The organism is Burkholderia latens, from assembly GCF_902499045.1.
GTDB lineage: Bacteria > Pseudomonadota > Gammaproteobacteria > Burkholderiales > Burkholderiaceae > Burkholderia > Burkholderia latens.
Genome location: NZ_CABVPL010000001.1, coordinates 108704 through 127718 on the forward strand (window position 1 = coordinate 108704; position 19015 = coordinate 127718).

Genomic DNA, 19015 nt, shown 5'->3' on the forward strand with positions numbered 1-19015 from the left:
CGTCGAGCGGCGGTTCCTTCCATCGAACGGTTCAGGGGGTAGTCGACAATGAAGCAAAAGAAAGTTGCCGTAGCCGCCGCGCTCGCATGCGCGGCCTGTATTCCCGCCATCGGTCATGCGCAGAGCAGCGTGACGCTGTACGGGATCATCGACGCGGGCATCACGTACGTGAACAACACGGGCGGCTCGCACGTGGTCAAGTTCGACGACGGCATCGCGTACGGCAACCGCTTCGGCCTGAAGGGCACGGAAGACCTCGGCGGCGGCCTGAAGGCGGTATTCACGCTCGAAAGCGGTTTCCACCTCGGCAACGGGCAGCTCGGCTTCGGCGGCGCGGAATTCGGGCGTCAGGCTTATGTCGGTCTTCAGAACGATTGGGGCACGCTGTCGTTCGGTAATCAGCTGGACATCACGAACGAACTCGTGTCGATCTACAACATCTCGGCATGGGGCAGCGGCTACGCGATCCACCAGGGCGACTTCGACCGCTTCAACGGCGACCGCCTGCCGAATTCGGTGAAATTCCTGTCGAACGACCTGAACGGGTTCAAGTTCGGCGCGATGTACTCGTTCGGCAACGTCGCCGGCAACTTCCACCGCAACAGCGCATGGAGCGCGGGCGCGAGCTTCACGAAGGGCGACTTCTCGATCGGCGCCGCGTACACGCGCCTGAACAACCCGAACGGCATCTATGCGTTCGATCCGTACGCGATGATCGGCACGCATACGTTCCTCGGGCAGCAGACCGTGACCGTCGATCCGGCGACCGGCGCGCGCACCGACCTGTTCTCGAACACCGCGATGGACGTCGACAGCCAAGGCACGTTCGGCATCGGCACGAGCTACACGATCGGCAAGCTGACGCTCGACGCCAACTATTCGTACACGACGATCAAGGGCTTCGGCCAGTCGTCGCACATGCAGGTGTACGAAGGCGGCGGCCTGTATCAGTTCACGCCGGCGCTGAGCTTCATCGCGGGCTACCAGCACACGCGCTTCGAAGGCCACCACTGGAACCAGGGCACGGCCGGCCTGCACTATTTGCTGTCGAAGCGCACCGACGTATATATCTCCGGCGATTACCTGCGCGCGTCGCAGGGCGTCGATGCGGTGATCGGCTACAGCTTCACGCCATCGACGACGCAGACGCAGGCCGACGTGCGGATCGGGATGCGGCATTCTTTCTGAGCGAGGCGGATTACATCTTTCGACGTCTTCAGCGAGGTCTCTCTTTGGCGCGAACCATGGTTCGCGCTTTTTTTTTGCGGTACGATGCGGCGCGGCGAGCAGCGTGTCGTCGCGCGGGAGCGGACATCCGGCAGCGTTCCGGCGGTTGACGCTATCATCGCGCTTTGGCCGCATCGCGCCCCGCCGATCGGCAGCCTCACGATCGCCAGCCTCCGTCCGAAGACGTCTCTCCGATGACCGCCCCGTTACCCGAATCCGCGTCACCGCCGCCGTTACCCGCGAACCTGTTCCGTCACGCACCGTTCCAGCGCTTCTGGGGCACGCGCGTGATGTCGTCGCTCGCATTCCAGATCCTGTCGGTCGCGATCGGCTGGTACGTGTATGCGCTCACGCACAGCGCATTCGCGCTCGGGCTCGTCGGGCTCGCGCAGTTCGTGCCGATGTTCGCGCTGACGCTCGTCGTCGGGCAAGTGGCCGACCGTTACGACCGTCGCCGGATCGCGACGATCTGCCAGAGCGTCGAGGCGCTGGCCGCCGGCGTGTTCCTGTTCGGCGCGGTGAAAGGCGGCCTCACGGCGCCGGGCGTGTATGCGCTGGCGGCGATCGTCGGCACCGCGCGTGCGTTCGAATCGCCGTCGGTGTCGTCGCTGCTGCCGGCCGTCGTGCCGCGCGGCGACCTGCCGCGCGCGACCGCGCTGTCGACGTCCGCGAATCAGGCCGCGCAGATTCTCGGGCCTGCATTCGGCGGCGTGCTGTACGGCATCGGTGCGCCCGTCGCGTTCGGCACGAGCGTCGTCGCGTTCGCGATCGCGGCGCTGCTGAGCGGCACGATTCCGCTGCGCAGCGCGCCGCCCGCGCGCGAACCGGTCACGCTGCGTTCGGTGTTTTCCGGCATCGCGTTCATCCGGCGCGAGCCGGCGATCCTCGGCGCGCTGTCGCTCGACTTGTTCGCGGTGCTGTTCGGCGGCGCGACCGCGCTGCTGCCGATCTATGCGCGCGACATCCTGCAGGTCGGGCCATGGGGCCTCGGCGCGCTGCGCGCGGCGCCCGCGGTCGGTGCGCTCGCGGGCACGCTGTGGCTCACGCGTTTTCCGCTGAAGGGGCGGCCGGGCCGCGCGATGTTCGGCGGCGTGATCGCGTTCGGTATCGCGACGATCGTGTTCGGAATGTCGCGGCATTTCGCGCTGTCGCTGATCGCATTGGCGGCGCTCGGCGCGTCGGACGTGGTCAGCGTCGTCGTGCGGCTGTCGCTCGTGCAGCTACGCACGCCGGACGACATGCTCGGCCGCGTGAGCGCGGTCAATTCGCTGTTCATCGGCACGTCGAATCAGCTCGGCGAATTCGAATCGGGCGTGACGGCCTCATGGTGGGGCGCGCCGACGGCGATCGTCGTCGGCGGCGTGGCGACCATCGCGGTCGCGCTGGCGTGGATGCGGCTCTTTCCGCAGCTCACGAACATGAAGTCGCTCGAACGCGATCATTGAAGCCGGCTGTGCGCCGATCGTTTCGTGCGCAACGGTGTGCCGGCGCGCTTACGCGGCCGGCGTCACGCGCACCGCGGTGCCGTAGCAGATCACTTCCGTGACGCCGGTGCCGATCTCCGTCGAGTCGTAGCGCATCGCGACGACCGCGTTCGCGCCGAGCTTGCGCGCATCGTCGAGCATCTTGTCGAACGCGTGCTGGCGCGCGTTCTCGCACAGCGACGCGTACGGCGCGATACTGTCGCCCGATAGCGTCGCTGCCCCTGTTGAAATATCAAGATGCGGGAAAGCAAGTAGCGGTTAGGATTCGTCGTCTAAGCAACACAATCGGGGCATTTCACGCTGAGAGAGCAGCGTCGCCCCGCGCGAAAATAGGAAGACGATGAGAAATAACCGATACACCTACGGTATCCATCACGGCCTTACACCCGCCGATCTGTTCGTATATGTAGCACTGGACGAAGCCCAAAAACAGCTGGGGTTTGCCGACCTCGCCAGTGCGGCAGCAATATTGCTCGGCCAGAACGATGTGCCGGTCGCCGGGAAGCTCCGCGGCGCGGTGGCCGGCACCTCGGTTGTATCGATGGCGGCTCGTACTTTGTTGCCCTTCAATGTCAAAATCCGATTGCCAACGATTACGAAGGCAGGCGTCGGGGGGCTCCGCATTGCGATGACCCGGAGTCTCGGGGCATTCGTCGGTCGGGCGATTCCCATTGTCGGGGTTGTCATGCTTTCGACCGACGTTTTCTTTATCGTGCGAAACTCCGTCGCGTCGTACAACCGAATCGTGAAACCTGAAGATCGAGTGCTGTGATGGCGGACGAAATCTGGAATCGACTCGAAGCTTTTGCGCGAGAGGAACTCGGCCGGCCGATTTTTGGCGGCGCGCTGAAACTGACGCCGGACAGCAGGCTCGAAGAAGACCTTCGTCTGACGGGCGTCGATGCTGTCGAGTTTATCGACAAATGGGCGGAGAAATTCAATGTCGCCGCTCAAGACTTTCCTTACAGCCGATACTTTGGGCCTGATAGTTGGGATGTCGTCAGATCGGTCATGGGGATCTTCTCGAAGAAATATCGTGACCCGCAGCTCGTCGCGCTGACGCTCGGAATGCTGGCTGAAGCAATGCGACGCGGGCGGTGGGATACGGCAGAAATCGAGGCCGTGACGAGCAATCTGCACTGAATCCTTCAAAGGCCACAGCGAGCCGCCCGGTGCGGCTCGGTATGCCGGCGGGCGCTTCCGGGATTTAGCCTGAAACCGGCGCCACATGCACGGCCGTCCCGTAGCAGATCACTTCCGTGACGCCGGTGCCGATCTCCGTCGAGTCGTAGCGCATCGCGACGACCGCGTTCGCGCCGAGCTTGCGCGCATCGTCGAGCATCTTGTCGAACGCGTGCTGGCGCGCCTTTTCGCACAGCGACGTATAGAGCGTGATGTTGCCGCCGAACAGCGTCTGCAGCGACGCGCCGAACGAGCCGACGATCGAGCGCGAGCGCACGACGATGCCCTGCGCGACGCCGAGCGAGCGGACGATCGTGTGGTCGGGCAGGTCGAACGCGGTGGTGACGCGCTCGGGCGTCAACGTATCGGGGGAGCGGGAGAATTCGGTCATGGCGGCGCACCGTGATGCGGGAGTGATCGAACAGCGATTCTATCCGGAAGGCGAAAGGCGAAAGGCGGAAGGCGTTAGCAACGGTATGCGTTCGTGCGTGCGTTCCTGCGAAAAAAAATGTTCGACGCAGATCGTTCGGTGCTTGACCGTCGTCGCTGCTGCCGCCGTCGTTGCCACGATCGGCCGAACGGTTGCGATGTCGGAGAGACGAGGGCGCGTCGCACATCGCGCGACTCGCCCTCCGCCTGCTCGCGCGTTACGACTTCTGCGGCACGGTCACGCCGTACGTGCAGCTCTTGTTGTATGCGTTGCCGATCGCGGTGAGCTGCGCACTGCTGTAGCCGAGCGCGGCGGCGGCCGTCAGCACCGCCTGAGCGGCGGCTTTCTGATTCGTCGAGCTGTTCGTCATCGACAGCCCTTTGAGGAACGCCTTGTCCATTGCCTGCGCGCCGATCGCGTCGCGCGCGACGAGATTGCACGACGCCCAGTACTGGCCGGCCGTATGAATCTCCGCGCCGCGTGCTTGCGCATACGTGCGCCCGACGTTCCAGTTCGTCACGCGGCCGCCCCAGTATTCGTTGTGGCCGTCCCAGTTGTAGACCCAGTAATACTGCGCGTCGGCCGGGCTCCACTGGTTGAAGTCGCGGCTGTACGCGGCGGCCAGATAGTCGCCGGTGCCTTCCGACAGCCCTTCCTGTTGCGACAGGCCGCCATTCGTCACCCAGTCGTGGATCCCGTGGCCGAGTTCGTGGATCACGACATCCGCGTCTTCCGCATCGTCCACGCCGCCCTGGCCGAAGGTCAGCCGGCCGGTGCTCGACGAATACGACGAGTTGTCGTCGCCCGATTCGCCGTGCGGGTCGTACTGCACGCCGCCCGTGTACTGGTACGGCATTGCGTTGATACCGAGCGTCTGGTTCACGTACCGCAGGAACGTGTCGATGTGGTAGTACGTGTTCACCGCCTCGAAATACAGGTTGCCGCGTGTGAATTCGAACGTGGGCGTTGCCTGTGACGGACATGCGTTGTCGCGCGGCGCGTCGAAATCGACGCACGACGCATACGGGCCCGACAGCACGTAGCGCGCGTTCGACTGCGCGAGATCCTTCAGCGTCACGCGCACGCGCGCGGCCGTGAGCTGCGTCGAGTCGGCGTCGTTGTTGTCCTTGTAGCCGGTGCTGCCGTAGCTGCTTTTCGTCGGCGACAACGGATCCGGGCGGAACACGAAACCGGTGCCGTCCGTCGCGTAGAGCGCCTTGTCCTCGGCGCGCAGCACCTCGCCGCTGTCCGCGTCGATCAGCAGTTCCCAGTCGCCCTTCGGGCCGTCCTGCGGGCGGCCGCGCACCTTCCATGCGGTATGCGTGCCGGCCTTGTCGACGAACGCGACGAGCTTTGCATCGACGCTCGTGAAGCCGCTCACGCCAAGATACGAGCGTGCGCGGTCGCGCGCCTGCTGCTGGTCGACGGCCTGCGCCTTGCGCGTGGTCGCGACCACGCCGTTGATCGTGTTGCTCGCGACGTACAGGATGCGGCCGTCCTTCGCGACCGTCACCGCGATGTCGCTGCCGTACACCGGCAGTCCGGCGGCCTGCTGCTGAAAGCGCACGACGGTGAACTCGGCGTCGCTGCGCTCCGACGTCACGGCGAGGCTCGCGAGCGCGGCCGCGTCGAGCCCGAGCTGCGCGGCCTGCGACGCGACGAAATCGCGCGCCGTGGCGGCGGGCGTGGCAGTAGCCTTCTTCGCGCGATAGGCGGGGTTGTACAGCGTGACGGCGACGCCGTCCGCGCGGAACTGGCCCGCGGCGGTATCGGTCCTGGCTGCGGCCGGCGCCGGCTCGACGCCGCGCGTCAGGCTCTCGCGCAGGCTCGCGGCCTGCGGATTCGCGACCTTGGTATCGGCCGCGCTGCCGCCGACGATGCCGAAACCGAGCGCGAGACCCAGCGCGAGCGGCATTGCTTTACGTGATGTCTGCATACGTGATCCTCATCTCAACGGTTGGACACGCCCGCGCGCTCGTGGCGAGCGGGCACGACACGGCCCGCGCGCCGGTTAGATGGAACCGGTGCGGCGAAGCGGTGCTGGGAGCGTCGACGGACTAAGGACGACTAATCGTCAGGTCGAAACGAATCGGGAAGGCGAGGCGGAAAGTGCAGCGGGGAAGCGAACGGCAGGCAGGTGCGGCGACGGCGAAGCGAGCATCGTCATGTCATACCCCTCGGATCGGCATTGATTTCGATTCGGCAGCCTGCGCGGCGCGACGTGCGTCGGCCCGGGCTCTCATCTCCTTTAGGGCTGCCTATGTAATTGCGACGTATGTTACAGAATATTTTCGGCGACTTTGCAAATTATTTTCGAAGGCTGCTTCGGTCCACCGGACGATCGCCAGTATTGACCGGCGAATGGCGGGAAACGCGGCCGGCGCGCGCAATAACGCGCCGGATTGTACGCAATGGCGTCATGGTTCAGCGCGTCGCGCGCCGGTCGCTGCGCGGGCTCACGCCGAAACGCGCGCGATAGGTGCGCGAGAAATGCGACGGCGATTCGAAGCCGCACGCGACGCACACCGACGTGATGCTCATGTCAGTCTGCTGCAGCAGTTCGCGCGCGCGGTCGAGCCGCAGGTTCAGATAGAAGTGCGTCGGCGTGTCGTTCAGCGTCGCGCTGAAGAGCCGTTCGAGCTGGCGGCGCGTGATCGAAACCTCTTGCGCGAGCGCGTCGGAGCCGAGCGGCGTCTCCATGTGCCGCTGCATCGTGCCGATCACCTGGATCAGCTTGCGGTTGTGCACGCCATAGCGCGCGGCGATCTCGAGACGCTGGCTGTCCGAGCGCTGCCGGATGCGGCTCACCACGAACTGCTCGGAGATCGCCGCCGCGAGATCGGCGCCGTGCCGCCGGCCGATCAGGTCGAGCATCATGTCGATCGACGCGGTGCCGCCCGCGCACGTGATGCGCCGGTCGTCGATCTCGAACAGTTCCTGCGTCGCGTTCAGGCCCGGGTAGCGTTCGCGGAACGCGGCGAGCGCCTCCCAGTGCAGCGTCAGCGTTTGCGATGCGTCGAACAGCCCGGCTTCCGCGAGCACGAAGCTGCCGGTGTCGATGCCGCCGAGCGTCGCGCGATGCCGATTCTGGCGGCGCAGCCAGTCGGCGAGCGCGCGGTCGTAGTACACGAGCGGATCGAAGCCCGCGACGACGAACACCGTCTCGACCTGTTCGACGTCCGCGTATGCGGCTTCGGCCGCGACCGGGATGCCGTTGCTCGCGGCGACGGGCGCGCCGTCCGCGCTGATCACGTGCCAGCGGTACAGCTCCGTGCGGAACCGGTTCGCGACGCGCAGCGGCTCGACCGCGGACATGAAGCCGAGTGCGGAGAAGCCGGGCAACAACAGGAAATGAAAATCCTCAGCCATCGGAGCGTGGGGTGGAATCGGGTGGGTGTCGCGTCGCGCGCGGTGCGGCGGACGGGCCGACGCGCGGGCGCCGGGCCGGCTCGACGGAGCCGCGCGTTCAGCACCGGATTATCGCGGTTTTGCCGGCGCTCAGCGCGTTTTTGCGGTGCGCAACGTCCGGCGCGCCGTCGTCGACGGCAGTTCGCCGAACTGCGCCTTGTACGCGTTCGCGAAATGGCCGAGATGGACGAAGCCCCAGCGCGCGGCCGCCTCGCCGACCGGCAGGTCCGACTGCCGCGTGTCGAGCAGCAGGCGCCGCACCTGCGCGAGGCGCAGCGAGCGCGTGTAGCTCAGCGGATTGGTCTGCACGACCGACTGAAAACTGTTCTGCATCGTGCGCCGGCTCACGCGCAATTGCGTGCACAGGCTCAGGATGTCGACGGGCGCTTCCGGATGTTCGATCACGTAGTCGTGCACGCGGCGCACGATGTCGGCATGGCACGCATGCGTGAGCCGGTTCGGCGGCTCCGGCATCCGGTACGTGAGCAGATCGACGAGCACGTTGCCGACTTTGCCGCGCAGTTCGGACTGCGCGCGTGGCGTGACGAACGCATCGGGCGCCGACAGCACGCGTTCGAGCAGCGTCGCAAGTTGCACGCTCGCGCGTTCGCACGCGGCCGCCGGCACGTCGACGACGCCGCGCCGCAGCGCGCGTTCGTCGAACCGCGCGTCGGCGGCATCCTCGATCTGCTGCGACAGCTCGTGATCGACGACCACGCCGATCAGCGACATGTCGTCCGGTGAATGGAGTTCGAAAGGCGAGCCGCCGCGCGCCATCACGATCGTGCCGTGCCCGACGCGCGCATCGCCGAACGCGAACGTACCGGCGCCGGTGAGCGGCATTCCGAACACCGTATGGCCGGCCGGCAGGCGTCCGCGCTGGATGACGCGCACGTTCGCCGCCTCCTGGAACAGCTGTACGCCGTCGAGTTCGACGTGCTTGACCGCGCTGCGATACGAGCCGCAGCCGATCTGGTCGTAACGCTGATCCCAGCCGCGCAGCGCCTCGGCATGCCGGTCTGCGTCGTCGAACATCTGATGAAACACGAGCACGGCGCCTCCGGCGATCGTTCGGACCGCGCAAGATTAAACCGGCCGCGTGGTCGGTGCAATACGGAAGAGCGCCATTCGTCCGCGGGTTTTCGACGGGCGGATGGCAGGCGCACCGGGCGCCTTTCAGCCGGTTTTCCAATATCCCGAATCGGCACGCACGCGTTGCCGGTCCGGGCGCTGGCCGGATTTTTTGTCGAACTACAGTCGCTTCACATTACGTGAATCCCACTGGAGGCGACATGAGAACAACGCGACGCACCGCGGTTTGCGCGGCGATGCTGGCGTTCGCGGCGGCGTGGGCCCGCAGCGCGTGCGCGACGGAAAAGCCCGAGGAACTCGTCGTGCAGAAGATGCCGCCGTGGCATCCGCACGAGGTGTACGTCGTCGACATCGCGATGCCGACGATGACCGACGGACGCATCTACGTGTACGACGCCGCCGCGAGGAAACTGCTCGGCCAGATCGACGGCGGCTTCGCGCCCGGCCTCGCGATCTCGCCCGACCACAAGACGAGCTTCATCGCGACGACGTATTTCTCGCGCGGCTCGCACGGCGCGCGCACCGACGTCGTCGAGATGACTGACAACGCAACGCTCGATCACACCGGCGAGATCGTGATTCCGGCGAAGCACGGGCAGCATGTGCCGTCGCCGTACAACACCGCGTTCAGTTCGGACGGCAAGCGGCTGTACGTCGCGAACATCACGCCGGCCGCGTCGGTGACGGTGATCGACGCGGTGTCGAAGCAGGTGCTGTCGGAGATCGACACCGCGGCGTGCGTGCTCGCGTACCCGTCGGGGAACGACCGCTTCACCGCGCTGTGCGAAAGCGGCAAGGCGCTCACCGTGACGCTGGACGCGAACGGCAAGGAGGTCAAGCGCACGATGTCCGATGCCTTCATCGACGTCGACAACGATCCGGCCTTCATCAACGCGTCGCGCTACCACGGCGGCTATCTGTTCACGACGTACCACGGCAACGTGCGCAGCGCCGATTTCAGCGGCGGCGAGCCGGCGTTCGGCAAGCCGTGGCCGCTGCTGAACGATGCGGAGCGCGCCGAAGGCTGGCGTCCGGGCGGCATGCAGCAGACGGCCGTGCACGCGAAGCAGAACCGCTACTACGTGCTGATGCACAAGGGCGGCGACGGTACGCACAAGGATCCGGGCACGCAGGTGTGGGTGTACGACCTGAAGACGAAACAGCGCGTCGCGCGCTGGGATCTCGCGCAGCAGAAGATCGATCCGCTCGTGTCGATCCAGGTCAGCGACGACGACAAGCCGCTGTTCTACGGGCTGACGGGCACATCCGATCTCGTCGTGATGGACGCGCGCACCGGCAAGTTGCAGCACGTCGAGAAGCAGATCGGCAGTACGCCGACGCTGCTCGTGAATCCGTGAGGCCGCGATGACACTTGATCCCGTATTCGCCACCAGCGCGCAGGCAGGCGCGGCCGTCGTCGTGTTGCTCGGTGCGTTCGCGAAGATGCGCCGGCCGGCCGCATTTCGCGACGCGCTCGCCGGCTATCGCCTGCTGCCCGACGCGATCGCCGCGCCCGTCGCATTCGCGCTTCCGCTCGCGGAAGCGGCTTGCGCCGCGGTGCTGCTGTTTCCCGATACGCGCATGGCCGGCGCGCTCGGCCTGATCGCGCTGCTGCTCGTGTTCGCTGCCGGCATGACGATCAACATCGCACGCGGACACACCGACATCGACTGCGGCTGTTCCGGATTTGCCGCTTCGCGTGCGGATGCGCCGCGCGGCATCGGCTGGCTGCATGTCGCGCGCGTGTTGCTGCTCGTCGCGCTGACCGCGACCGCGTTCGTCGAGCCGGGCGCACGCACGGTCGTGTGGTTCGACTACCTGACGCTGTTCTCTTCCGTGCTGCTGATCGTGTGCGCGCTGCTCATCGTCGACGTGCTGCTCGCCAACGTACCGCGCCTTTCCCACTTGAGGAATTCATGATGCAAACCGCTCTTACCGTTTCCACCGCATTGCTGTGGGTGGCCGTGCTCGCGCTCGGCGCGATCTGCGTCGCGCTCGTCCGCCAGATCGGCATCCTGTACGAACGCATCATGCCGGCCGGCGCATTGATGATCGACAAGGGCCCGGCGGTCGGCGCGATCGCGCCGATGTTCGAGCTGACGGACATTCGCGGTTCGCACGTGAAGGTCGGCGGCATCGATGCGTCGGGCAACGCGACGCTGCTGTTCTTCCTGTCGCCGACGTGCCCGGTCTGCAAGAAGCTGCTGCCGCTGTTGCCGTCGCTGCAGGCGAGTGAGTCGACGCGGGTGAACATCGTGCTCGCGAGCGACGGCGATCTCGCCGAACACGCGCGCTTCGCGCACAAGCACGATCTCGCACGCTTCCCGTACGTGCTGTCGCAGGAGCTGGGCCTCGCGTACCAGATCGGCAAGCTGCCGTACGCGGTGCTGCTCGACGAAACCGGCACCGTGCGCGCGAAAGGGCTCGTCAACACGCGCGAGCATCTCGAGAGCCTGTTCGAAGCGAAAGAGCGTGGCGTCGCATCGCTGCAGCAGTTCGTGCACGGCGATCACGACCACGGCGGCCATCGGCAGCACGCGCAGCACGCGTGATCGGCCGACCTTCCTGCAACGTCAACGGAGAACAACGGAATGAGCCTGTTTGATTCATGGTTCGAACGCTCGGCGCGCGGCGTCGCGCAGCATAGTTCGCGGCGCAGCGCGATGGCGAAGCTCGGCAAGGTGCTGGTCGGATCGGCGATGCTGCCGCTGTTACCCGTCGATCGCACCGCGTATGCGGCCGACGCGGCGTCCGGCGCATCGGCGGCATCCGGTGCGGCCGCAGCGGGCGCGAGCGACGATCCGACGAGCTGCGACTACTGGAAATACTGCGCGATCGACGGGTGGCTCTGCAGTTGCTGCGGCGGTACGTCGAGCAGCTGCCCGCCGGGCACGACGCCGTCGCCGATCACGTGGATCGGCACCTGCCGCAATCCGCACGACGGGTCCGACTACATCGTGTCGTACAACGACTGCTGCGGCAAGACGTCGTGCGGCAAGTGCTTCTGCAATCGCAACGAGCGCGAGAAGCCGCTGTACAAGCTGTCGCTGAACAACGACATCAACTGGTGCATGGCGAACGGCAATTCGAATTACCACTGTTCGGTTTCGGTCCTTCTGGGAGCGGCAAAGCAATGAAAGTGAAGCAGGCTGGAAAGTTCGTGGCCGCGTGCATGGCCGCGGCGGCGGGGTTCGTGATGCTGCCGGGCGCGGCCGGCGCGCAGCAGGCCGTTCATTACCCGGCGGGCAAGAGCCTGTTCGACGCGCAGTGCGCGGTGTGCCACCAGGCGGGCGGCAAGGGGCAGGACGGCCTCGCGCCGCCGCTGACCGAGTATCCGGGCCGGTACGCGACGGCCGACGCGGGGCGCGCGCAACTCGTCGCGACGCTGTTGCACGGGATGTTCGGCGAGATCGACGTGCACGGCAAGCGCTACAACTTCAAGATGCCGTCGTTCGCGAGCGCGAGCGACGACGACATCGCGAGCGTGCTCAACTACGTCGTGTTCGATCTCAACGACACGCACGGCGACGCGAAGCCGTTCACGGCAGCCGACATTCGCGCGGCGCGCGCGACGCAGATGGACGGCACGGCCGTTCATGCGCAACGGGCGATCGTGACGAAGGGGCTGGGGCTGTGAATGCGGCCGGCATTCGGCGGCGTGGCGTGCGCCGGATCGGTTCTTTCGTGACGGGCTGGCTGTCGCCGCTGCTCGCCGCCGCCATATGTGCGATCGCCGTCCCCGCGCATGCCGACGGCGCGGCGGACGCCACGCTCGCGCGACAGCACTGGGTACTCAACTGCATGGGCTGTCACACGGCGACGGGCGGCGGCATTCCGGGCAAGGTGCCGCCGCTCGCGAACTCGCTCGGTTATTTCACGCATCTGCCGGCCGGTCGCGAGTACGTGATGCGCGTGCCCGGCGCGTCCAACTCGGCGCTGTCGGATCAGGATCTCGCCGACGTACTGAACTGGCTGCTCGCGACGACGAATCGGGATGCGCTGCCGCGCGATTTCAAGCCTTATACGGCGGCCGAAGTCGCCGCGCACCGACGGCCCGCGTATTCGGATGTCGCGACGGTGCGTGCAAGGCTCGTGCGCGAACTGCACGAGCGCGGAATCGGCGGTGTGTCCGATCGCTACTGATCCACGTCGCGGATCAACGGCCGGCGCTCGGAGCAGCGGAGCGCCCCGATCCGCCGGAGTCTTCCCAGTCGTGCCATTCGATCCGGTGTATTTCGACATAACGGCTTACCGCTTCGCCGATCGTCGGAAAGAAGTTGTCGTCACCGAACATGCTGTACATGCCGTAATGCTCGAGGCTGTCCTTGACGGGGCCTTTCAGCTCGGCGAAAGCCAGCTTGATCTGCCGCACGGCGAGTTCGCGGTGCAGCCGTTCGAGCACGTCGGCAGCCGTGAGGTCGATGTCGGTCACGGGCTCCGCCGCGATCACGATCCAGCGTGCCGGCTCGGGCGACTCGTCGACCGCGCGCAGCACGCGTTCGCGAAAGATTTCGCCGTTCGCGAAAAAGAGCGGCGCATCCCAACGCAGCAGCACGAGCCCCGGCACGCGCCGCGCGTCCGGATGGCGCGACACGTCGTGATATCCCTTCCTGCCGTCGACCCGCCCGAGCACGGCATCGTACGGCCGCCACGCGCGCCATAGAAACGACAGCACGGTGAGCAGCAGCGCGAGCGCAATGCCGTTCACGACCCCGAGCGCCGCAACGCCGGCGAAGCACACGACTGCCAGCACGAACTCGCTCTTGCGAAGCCGGTAAAGCCGCACGACCCCGCGCACCTCGATCATGTTCACGCATGCCGCGATCACGACGGCGGCCAGCGCGGATTGCGGCGTATGCGCAAGCGCGCGCGGCGCGAACATCAGCAGCGCGGCGACGACGGCGGCGGCCGCCACGCCCGTCGCCTGCGTCTTCGCGCCCGCGGCTTCCGCGACAGGCGTGCGGGAGCCGCTCGCGCTCACGGCGAATCCTTGCACCAGCCCGGCGGCGAGATTCGACAGCCCGAGCGCGATGCATTCGTGATTGCGGTCCACGCTGGTGTCGTTGCGCAGCTCGTAGGTGCGAGACAGCACGCTGATGTCCGTGAACGAAACGAGCGCGATCGCCGCTGCGCTCCCCGCGAGATGCAGCCAGTCGTCGAGGCTCACGTCCGGTATGCGCGGCACCGGCAGCCCTTGCGGGACGGCACCGACGGTTGCGACGCCGGCGCGCGTCGACAAGCCGAACCCCATCACCACCGCCGTCGCGCCCGCTACGGCGAGCAGCACGCCCGGCGCTTTCGGCCAGAGCCGCTTGCACGCGAGTATCAGCGCGAGCGCGGCGACACCGAGCGCGAACGACGTCGCGTTTACGCGCGCCGCCGCGATGCCGTCGACCACGTCGCGCACCTGCTCGACGAACGATTCTCCTTTGCCTTTGTATCCGAGGAGCTTGGGTAGCTGTCCAATGCCGATCGTCAGCATGATGCCGTTCAGAAAGCCGTAGCGGATGGGCAGCGACAGCAGCTCGGTGACGAATCCGAGCCGGAGCGCGCCGACCGCGATGCAGATCGCGCCGGTCAGTATCGCAAGCGCGCCGGCCAGGGCCAGCGCACGCGCCGCATCGCCGTGAGCAAGCGGAACGATGCTTGCGGCGATCAGCGCGACGAGTGCGGAGTCGGGGCCGAGAACGAGGATGCGGCTGGGGCCGAAGATCGCATACGCGAGCATCGCGGCAAACGACGCATAGAGGCCGCTGACGGCGGGCAGGCCGGCTGCGTTCGCATATGCCATGCCGGCGGGCACGAGCACGGCGCTGAGCGTGACGCCGGCAAGCAGATCGTGCGGCAGCCACGACCATCGATAGGCGCGCGCCACGGCGAGTCCGTTGATCCACCGCAGCGGGCCGGCATCGGGCTTGCGGATCGGGCGGGCCGTGTGCTGGCGGGCACGGCGTTTGATGTTCATCGCGGGACGTCAGGGAACCCGGGCGGAATCGTTCGCGACGTCCGCCCGTATCGCTAAAGATTAGGTTCCCGTGTCGCCGGAGCGCAAGCCCGGCATCACGACGTGGCGTGTCGACGCGCCGGTCTCGAGCGGGCCCGGCGCGCGTTGCACTCGTTCAGATCTGCTGCTGGCCACCGTCGACGAACAGCTCGATGCCGTTCACGAAGCTCGCATCGTCCGACGCGAGGAACAGCGCCGCACCTGCAATCTCTTCCGGTTCCCCGAGGCGCCCCATCGGAATCAGCGAAGCCAGGTAATCGGCCAGCCCTTGCCGTTGCGCGGCGTCCTGACCGGCGAGGTCGAGCAGGCCCGGCGTGCGGGTCGCGCCCGGGCTGATCGTGTTCACGCGGATCCGGCGTTCCTTGAGGTCGAGAATCCAGTTGCGTGCGAACGCGCGCACCGCGGCCTTCGACGCCGAGTACACGCTGAATGCGGCGGTGCCCGAACTGCCGGCCGTCGAACCGGTGAGGATCACCGATGCGCCGTCGGCGAGCAGCGGCAGCGCCTTTTGCACGGTGAACAGCGCACCCTTCACGTTGCGATTGAACGTGTCGTCGAAATGCTCTTCCGTGATGCTGCCGAACGGCAGCATCGAACCGCCGCCGGCGTTCGCGAACAGCACGTCGAGGCGGCCGCGTTCTTCGTTGATCTGCGCATACAGCGCGTCGAGTTCCGCGAGCTTCGTGGAGTCGACGCGAACGCCGGCCGCGCTGCCGCCCGCTTCGCTGATCGACTTGACCGCGGCATCGAGTTCGGCCTGGCGGCGGCCGGTGACGTAGACGTGTGCGCCTTCCGCCGCGAAACGCTGTGCGGTGGCGAGGCCGATCCCGCTGGTGCCGCCGGTGACGAGTGCGATCTTGTTGTCGAGCTTGCGTGCCATGGTGCTGCTCCTTTGGTTCGGTAAGTGGGGACGGAGGTTCGTGTTACGTGCTCCGATGTAGGGAGAATATCGACGCGTCCCTGGTTTCGAAATAGAATTGATTGCAAGCTAACGTTGCATAAATGCAAAGATGAGGGGAAATGGCCAGGTTGCCTGACTTCGAAGGGCTGGCAATGTTCGCGAAGGTCGCCGAGGAAGGATCGTTTGCGGCTGCGGCACGGTCGATGGGCGTATCGGTCGCGACGGTTTCGCGCGGCGTCGCCCGTCTGGAAGACCGCCTGGGCGGGCGGCTCTTCAACCGGACATCGCGCCAGCTCGCGCTCACCGAGTTCGGCAGAACCCTCAGCGAAAAGGCCGGCGACATGTATCGCCATGCCGAAGAGGCGGAGAGCGCCGCGCGCGAGATGGCCGTGCAGCCGCGCGGGCTCGTGCGTCTCGCCGTGCCGATGTCGTTCGGGTTGCGCTGGGTCGCGCCGCTGTTGCCCGCGTTTTTTCACGCGTATCCGGAAGTGTCGATCGACCTGCATCTGTCGGATGCGTCGGTCGACCTGATCGCGGACGGTTTCGATGCGGCCCTGCGGATCGCCGCGCTGCCCGATTCGTCGCTGGTCGCCCGGCGCTTGTGTGCGGTGACGCAATACGTGGTGGCGTCGCCCGCGTATCTGAAGCGCGAAGGGCGGCCCGCGCATCCGCGTGAGTTGGCCGGGCGGCCGTGCCTGTCGTACGCGTATCGTGCGCATAGCGACGTGTGGCGCTTCACGAACGACGCGGGCGACGAAGAGCCGATCATGCCGAATGGCCCGCTGCGCGTGACGAACGCCGATGCGTTGCTGCCGACGCTGCTCGACGGTCTTGCGATCGGCGAGCTTCCGGAATTCATCGCGGGCGAATATCTGGCCGATGGCCGCCTCGAAGCGATCCTGACCGACTGGTCGCTGACCAAGGGCGGCCTCTACTTCGTCACGCCTTCCGCGCGTGCGCGTCCGGCGAAGGTTGCCGCGCTGTCCGACTACTTCGCCGAACACTTGTCCGATCCGGTCTGGCGATGGCCGAAGTGAGCGGCGGGTGCAGCGAGCCGCGCGGCACATCCGAATCCCCGGCAGCAGGTCGCTTTCGTTAGAATCGTTCGTCTATCAGAGGAAAGAAGCGTTGCATTGGCGCGGCGGCATCCGCTCATGAATACCGCTCGCGCTCATCCCATGTCTTTTACCGGAGGCGAACGTGCCAGGATTACTTCCCGATGTCGACCGCGACGGGCTTCTCGAATACTCGGTCGTGTACACCGACCGGTCGATCAATCACATGTCGCAGCGCTTCCAGCGCGTGATGCGCGACATTTCCGCTGCGCTGAAGAAGGTCTACAACGCGAAGGCGGTCGCCATCGTCCCGGGCAGCGGGACGTTCGGCATGGAAGCCGTGGCGCGGCAGTTCGCGACCAACAGGAAGTGCGTCGTCATCCGCAACGGCTGGTTCAGCTTCCGCTGGTCGCAGATTTTCGACATGGGCGGCATTCCGTCCGAGTCGATCGTGCTGAAGGCGCGTCCGGTCGAAGCGGGCAGGCAGGCCGCGTTTGCGCCGGCGCCGATCGAGGAAGTCGTCGCGGCGATTCGCGAGCACAAGCCGGATCTCGTGTTTGCGCCGCACGTCGAAACCGCGTCGGGAATGATGCTGCCCGACGCGTATTTGCGTGCGGTCGCCGACGCCGTGCATGCGGTCGGCGGCATGTTCGTGCTCGACTGCATCGCATCCGGCACGATCTGGGTCGACATGGAGGCGAGCGGCGTCGACGTGCTGATCAGCGCGCCGCAGAAAGGCTGGAGCGCGTCGCCCGGCTGTGCGCTGGTGATGCTCGGTGCGCTCGCCCGCGAGCGGATCGATGCGACGACGAGCACCAGTTTCGCGTGCGATCTGCGCAAATGGCTGCAGATCATGGAAGCGTACGAAAACGGCGGGTTCGCGTATCACGCGACGATGCCCACCGACAGTCTCGCGACGCTGCGCGACGTGATCGACGAAACGCAAGCGTACGGCTTCGACAAGGTGAGGGCGGAGCAGCTCGAGCTCGGCACGCGGATTCGTGCGTTGCTCGCGGCGAAGGGGTTCCGGAGCGTCGCGGCCGAAGGCTTCGAGGCGCCGGGCGTCGTCGTTTGCTATACCGACGATGACGATATCCGGTCGGGCAAGAAGTTCGCCGATGTCGGCATGCAGATCGCGGCCGGCGTGCCGTTGCAATGCGACGAGCCTGCGGATTTCAAGACGTTCCGGATCGGCTTGTTCGGTCTCGACAAATTGCACGATGTCGATGCCGCGGTTGCGCGGTTCGCGAGTGCTCTGGAGCGGGTGCTGTAGCGGGGCGTCGGTTCAAGCGCGCATTGCGGCGCGGGACGTGACGGGATCGATCCGATCACGCATCACGCGATGCGCCGCGTTTACAGAATGCCGCGGCGAGGAACGCAGTCGAACGAAATCCAGACCGATGCTCATCGTCGCCGCACCGTTTCAGCGTAGAGCAGGATCGATTTCGGCACTGCTCAATCCGAAAGCGGCCATGCGGGCGCGATGCTCGGGCGAGCCCAGATACGAGCGCAGTTGCCGGTTGACCGCATCGAGCAACGCGCTGTTTTGTCGACTGAACGAGAAGGCGCCCAACGGCGGCCGTTGTATCCGGCCCGCTGCCGGTTCGTGCGCGACCGCCTCGAGCAATGCGCCGCCGGCCTGCTTCGCCACGATCCGGATGCCGAGCGCAGTACTGGCGTACGCGTCGACCGTGCCGGCGCGCACCGCTTCGATCGCATCGGCTTGCCGGTCGAACAGGGTGATCTGATGCTCGCTCACGCCCGCGGCTTTCGCCGAGTCGTGCTGTACCTGTCCGGTAACGATGCCAAGACGTGCGTCGGGACGCGCGGCAAGCGACGCATAGCCGGTGAGTTGCCTGGGGTTGCCGGCACGAACGAGAAAGCCGTCCGCGATTCCCCACACGGGTACGCTGAACGCGACCATGGCCGCGCGTTCCGGCGTAACGAAGAGCGGAACGTTCATGTCCCAGCGGCCCGCGGCGACACCCGGCAGCAGTTCACTGAACGTCGTCAGGTGATGTTCGATCCGCGTGACACCGATCGCCCGAAGGATCTCGCCGGCGAGGTCGAGGTCGGCGCCGGTTGCCGTGCCATCCGGTTCCGTCCATCCGAATGGCGGTTCGTCGAGGTATGCAATCGTGACCTTCATCGCTTCTTCTCGCGGATAGGGACGGCCGCCGAGTCGGGCGCCGATTGCCGACGATTCTAATACTTCACTCGCAGGGCAGGGCC

19 protein-coding genes and 1 pseudogene are annotated in these 19015 nt (G+C 66.3%); 12 read left to right on the forward strand and 8 right to left on the reverse strand.

Annotated elements, in window-relative coordinates:
- Positions 1 to 48: 48 nt before the first annotated feature.
- Entirely contained in the window at positions 49 to 1188 is a 1140-nt protein-coding gene (locus tag BSE24067_RS00475; RefSeq protein WP_040140797.1) for a porin, read from the forward strand.
- Between the two features lie 233 nt (positions 1189 to 1421).
- On the forward strand, positions 1422 to 2672 hold the full coding sequence (locus BSE24067_RS00480; RefSeq protein WP_151062804.1) for an MFS transporter: 1251 nt from the start codon (positions 1422 to 1424) through the stop codon (positions 2670 to 2672).
- 48 nt (positions 2673 to 2720) lie between these two features.
- Here the strand turns inward: BSE24067_RS00480 and BSE24067_RS00485 are convergent.
- A pseudogene (locus tag BSE24067_RS00485) lies at positions 2721 to 2933 on the reverse strand (YbjQ family protein); the annotation flags it as partial.
- 118 nt (positions 2934 to 3051) lie between these two features.
- Between BSE24067_RS00485 and BSE24067_RS00490 the strand changes: the two are divergent.
- Together BSE24067_RS00490 and BSE24067_RS00495 are read left to right on the forward strand one after the other, a co-directional pair.
- The gene (locus tag BSE24067_RS00490; RefSeq protein ID WP_151062803.1) at positions 3052 to 3483 is read left to right on the forward strand and encodes an STM2901 family protein; all 432 of its coding nucleotides are present in this window, start codon (positions 3052 to 3054) and stop codon (positions 3481 to 3483) included.
- On the forward strand, positions 3483 to 3854 hold the full coding sequence (locus BSE24067_RS00495) for a DUF1493 family protein (protein WP_151062802.1): 372 nt from the start codon (positions 3483 to 3485) through the stop codon (positions 3852 to 3854). Before BSE24067_RS00490 ends, BSE24067_RS00495 begins: the two co-directional genes overlap by 1 nt.
- A gap of 64 nt (positions 3855 to 3918) precedes the next feature.
- Here the strand turns inward: BSE24067_RS00495 and BSE24067_RS00500 are convergent, their stop codons facing one another.
- The 4 genes from BSE24067_RS00500 to BSE24067_RS00515 form a co-directional block, all read right to left on the reverse strand.
- On the reverse strand, positions 3919 to 4284 hold the full coding sequence (locus BSE24067_RS00500) for a YbjQ family protein (protein WP_151062801.1): 366 nt from the start codon (positions 4282 to 4284) through the stop codon (positions 3919 to 3921).
- A gap of 256 nt (positions 4285 to 4540) precedes the next feature.
- The gene (locus tag BSE24067_RS00505; RefSeq protein ID WP_151062800.1) at positions 4541 to 6259 is read right to left on the reverse strand and encodes a M36 family metallopeptidase; all 1719 of its coding nucleotides are present in this window, start codon (positions 6257 to 6259) and stop codon (positions 4541 to 4543) included.
- Between the two features lie 488 nt (positions 6260 to 6747).
- Complete coding sequence (locus BSE24067_RS00510) at positions 6748 to 7692, reverse strand: GlxA family transcriptional regulator (protein ID WP_151062799.1); 945 nt, start codon at positions 7690 to 7692, stop codon at positions 6748 to 6750.
- Between the two features lie 129 nt (positions 7693 to 7821).
- Positions 7822 to 8784 (reverse strand): helix-turn-helix domain-containing protein, encoded by a 963-nt coding sequence (locus BSE24067_RS00515; protein ID WP_151062798.1) that lies wholly within the window; start codon positions 8782 to 8784, stop codon positions 7822 to 7824.
- A 239-nt stretch (positions 8785 to 9023) separates the two neighbouring features.
- Between BSE24067_RS00515 and BSE24067_RS00520 the strand changes: the two genes are divergently transcribed.
- From BSE24067_RS00520 to BSE24067_RS00545, 6 genes are read left to right on the forward strand one after another with little or no spacing between them, the layout of a single operon-like run.
- Positions 9024 to 10181, forward strand: coding sequence for an amine dehydrogenase large subunit (locus BSE24067_RS00520; protein WP_151062797.1), 1158 nt, complete (start codon positions 9024 to 9026; stop codon positions 10179 to 10181).
- A 7-nt stretch (positions 10182 to 10188) separates the two neighbouring features.
- Positions 10189 to 10743, forward strand: coding sequence for a MauE/DoxX family redox-associated membrane protein (locus BSE24067_RS00525; protein ID WP_151062796.1), 555 nt, complete (start codon positions 10189 to 10191; stop codon positions 10741 to 10743).
- Positions 10740 to 11375 (forward strand): methylamine dehydrogenase accessory protein MauD, encoded by a 636-nt coding sequence (mauD, locus tag BSE24067_RS00530; protein ID WP_151062795.1) that lies wholly within the window; start codon positions 10740 to 10742, stop codon positions 11373 to 11375. Before BSE24067_RS00525 ends, mauD begins: the two co-directional genes overlap by 4 nt.
- Before the next feature lie 39 nt (positions 11376 to 11414).
- Positions 11415 to 11960: a methylamine dehydrogenase light chain gene (locus BSE24067_RS00535; RefSeq protein WP_151062794.1), complete on the forward strand. Its 546-nt coding sequence runs from the start codon at positions 11415 to 11417 to the stop codon at positions 11958 to 11960.
- Entirely contained in the window at positions 11957 to 12460 is a 504-nt protein-coding gene (locus tag BSE24067_RS00540) for a c-type cytochrome (protein WP_151062793.1), read from the forward strand. Before BSE24067_RS00535 ends, BSE24067_RS00540 begins: the two co-directional genes overlap by 4 nt.
- Before the next feature lie 47 nt (positions 12461 to 12507).
- Positions 12508 to 12966 (forward strand): c-type cytochrome, encoded by a 459-nt coding sequence (locus BSE24067_RS00545; RefSeq protein WP_420883498.1) that lies wholly within the window; start codon positions 12508 to 12510, stop codon positions 12964 to 12966.
- A gap of 13 nt (positions 12967 to 12979) precedes the next feature.
- On the opposite strand, the gene BSE24067_RS00550 is transcribed toward BSE24067_RS00545, so the two are convergent.
- Both BSE24067_RS00550 and BSE24067_RS00555 read right to left on the reverse strand, forming a co-directional pair.
- Positions 12980 to 14788 carry a SulP family inorganic anion transporter gene (locus tag BSE24067_RS00550; RefSeq protein ID WP_151062791.1) on the reverse strand — a complete coding sequence of 603 codons (1809 nt, stop codon included), beginning with the start codon at positions 14786 to 14788 and terminating at the stop codon, positions 12980 to 12982.
- A 154-nt stretch (positions 14789 to 14942) separates the two neighbouring features.
- Positions 14943 to 15707: an SDR family NAD(P)-dependent oxidoreductase gene (locus BSE24067_RS00555; RefSeq protein ID WP_151062790.1), complete on the reverse strand. Its 765-nt coding sequence runs from the start codon at positions 15705 to 15707 to the stop codon at positions 14943 to 14945.
- A 140-nt stretch (positions 15708 to 15847) separates the two neighbouring features.
- Here BSE24067_RS00555 and BSE24067_RS00560 point away from each other — a divergent pair, with 140 nt between their 5' ends.
- Both BSE24067_RS00560 and BSE24067_RS00565 read left to right on the forward strand, forming a co-directional pair.
- Positions 15848 to 16765 (forward strand): LysR family transcriptional regulator, encoded by a 918-nt coding sequence (locus BSE24067_RS00560; RefSeq protein ID WP_151062789.1) that lies wholly within the window; start codon positions 15848 to 15850, stop codon positions 16763 to 16765.
- Positions 16766 to 16928: 163 nt separating this feature from the next.
- On the forward strand, positions 16929 to 18056 hold the full coding sequence (locus BSE24067_RS00565) for an aminotransferase class V-fold PLP-dependent enzyme (RefSeq protein WP_151062788.1): 1128 nt from the start codon (positions 16929 to 16931) through the stop codon (positions 18054 to 18056).
- Positions 18057 to 18206: 150 nt separating this feature from the next.
- Here the strand turns inward: BSE24067_RS00565 and BSE24067_RS00570 are convergent, their stop codons facing one another.
- Entirely contained in the window at positions 18207 to 18932 is a 726-nt protein-coding gene (locus tag BSE24067_RS00570; RefSeq protein WP_151062831.1) for a transporter substrate-binding domain-containing protein, read from the reverse strand.
- Positions 18933 to 19015 lie beyond the last annotated feature (83 nt).